This window comes from Variovorax glucosi (assembly GCF_051216695.1).
Classification (GTDB): Bacteria; Pseudomonadota; Gammaproteobacteria; order Burkholderiales; family Burkholderiaceae_C; genus Variovorax.
This window is the reverse complement of record NZ_JBPJZE010000023.1, coordinates 1-1,879: the sequence shown is the minus strand read 5'-3', so window position 1 is coordinate 1,879 and position 1,879 is coordinate 1. Positions and strand designations below refer to the sequence as shown.

Genomic DNA, 1,879 nt, shown 5'->3' with positions numbered 1-1,879 from the left:
TGACCGGGGCGGACTCTAATGCAACCAATTGCAAGTTCGTACAACACAACTCGACAGATTTCCAGTGGATTTGGGATTTCGCCTATGAGTGCGAAATCGTTCACATTTGTTTGCTTTTATTGGCCCGCAAAAATGGAATTCATCCACTCATAATTCGAGGCAATCGAGGCTCCCCGCAACGCGCTTGCCTCCAAGCGGGGGATTATTGGATTTCGCCGATCTCTGATCCTAGGGAAGGTCTGATCAAGTCGTAAATTGGCTTGATGGCGAGCGCGTGTGCTTGTCGTTGCGCTCGCAAGCTCGTCTCACCGAGCATCCCCATGCGTTTGAGAGGCCCTTGCGGCCCTTCATGCCGTCTGCAGACGCACCTGTCCGCGCATCGCGATCAGTTTCTTCCTGGCCATCCACAGGTTCGATAACGCAAACAGCGTGATCACATGCGCCGTGTTCTTGGCCAGTCCCTTGAACCTCACCTTCGCCAAGCCGAACTGTCGCTTGATCACTCGGAACGGATGCTCCACCTTCGCCCGGATGCTGGCCTTGCGGTATTCCTGCTTGCGCGCTCTGGCCTTGGCTCGGCCTTCTTGCATCTTCGCCATGTCGCTGGGCCGGCCCGCAATGTGCCACTGCACACTGCGCTGCACCCGCGCCTGCGCTCCGCGATAGCCCGAGTCTGCCCACACCGCGTCCTCTTTGCCGTGCAGCAGGTCGCTCACCTGCTCGACGTCTGCCTCGTTGGCTGCGGTAGTCGTCACCGTGTGCACCAACCCCGAGTCCGCATCCACACCGATGTGCGCCTTCATCCCGAAGTGCCACTGGTTGCCCTTCTTGGTCTGGTGCATCTCAGGGTCTCGCTCGCCGCCCGCGTTCTTCGTGGAACTGGGTGCCGCGATGATGGTGGCGTCCACGATGGAGCCCCTCTTCAGAAGCAGCCCTTTCCTGGCCAGGTGGGCGTTGACCTGCTTGAAGATGTCCTCGGCCAGATCGCTGGCTTCCAGCAGATGGCGGAAGTTCAGGATCGTCGTCTCGTCGGGAATCGACTCCATTCCCAGGCCTGCAAACGTGCGCAGCGAGGTGATCTCGTATAGGGCTTCCTCCATCGCCGGGTCGCTCAACGCAAACCAGTTCTGCATCAAGTGCACGCGAAGCATTGCTTCCAGCGGATAGGGCCGACGTCCGCGGCCTGCCACCGGGTAGTGCGGTTCGATGACTTTGAGCAGTGCCTTCCAAGGCACTACCAGCTCCATCTCGGCAAGGAAGACTTCCCGACGTGTCCTCTTCCTCTTGCCTGCATGCTCGGCATCCGAAAAACTGATCTGGCTCATCGTTGGCGCTCCTTCATTCAGCATGCGTAATCAACGTTCAGAGCGGCCATCCGTGGACTTGATCAGATGTTCCCTAGGCCTGCGACCGATGCGCCAGCCTGACGCGTCTGCTCAACCAGCCAGCGCCTGAACGCCAGGGTGAAGATGCGCTTGCCGTTGGTCATGACCCTTTCCACTGTCGGGCCAGTCCACTCTGGGGTGTGTCCGCTGTTCAACATTGCGGACACATGGTCGCCCGCTCGGCCCCCTACCGCAATGCGGCCTAGACCGTCTTTCAATTACCCATGTCCGCGCCGAAGTAGAACTGAGCCACTGGCTCAGTTTCCGGTCGGCGCCAACAAATTACCCACAAGTCTGGCGTCTCAGCGGTCCACGGAATGATCGAGATTCCCGTTATTCCTCGCGAGAGGACTCTGCCAACGGGAACGGATGACAAAGTTTGTGCGGATTGATGGAGCCAGCAAGCCATCCGACAATGGGTCGTGGATAGCCGGCGAGGTCGCCGGCTGCGACTTCCGCGACGCGCGACTGGGCAAGAGATTGAGCAGCCTGCT

2 protein-coding genes are annotated in these 1,879 nt (G+C 59.3%); one reads left to right on the top strand and one right to left on the bottom strand.

The annotated features are described in order from the left end of the window. Positions 1–347 precede the first annotated feature (347 nt). Positions 348–1,325: an IS5 family transposase gene (locus ACSFA3_RS22380; protein ID WP_435458121.1), complete on the bottom strand. Its 978-nt coding sequence runs from the start codon at positions 1,323–1,325 to the stop codon at positions 348–350. A gap of 429 nt (positions 1,326–1,754) precedes the next feature. Here ACSFA3_RS22380 and ACSFA3_RS26545 point away from each other — a divergent pair. Further along, on the top strand, positions 1,755–1,879 hold a 125-nt coding region (locus ACSFA3_RS26545; protein WP_475544573.1), incomplete at its 3' end, for a transposase DNA-binding-containing protein.

What these genes read in the sequence shown, in the direction of transcription:
- ACSFA3_RS22380 (WP_435458121.1), bottom strand. Translation starts at nt 1,325, where the DNA reads ATGAGCCAGATCAGTTTTTCGGATGCCGAGCATGCAGGCAAGAGGAAG.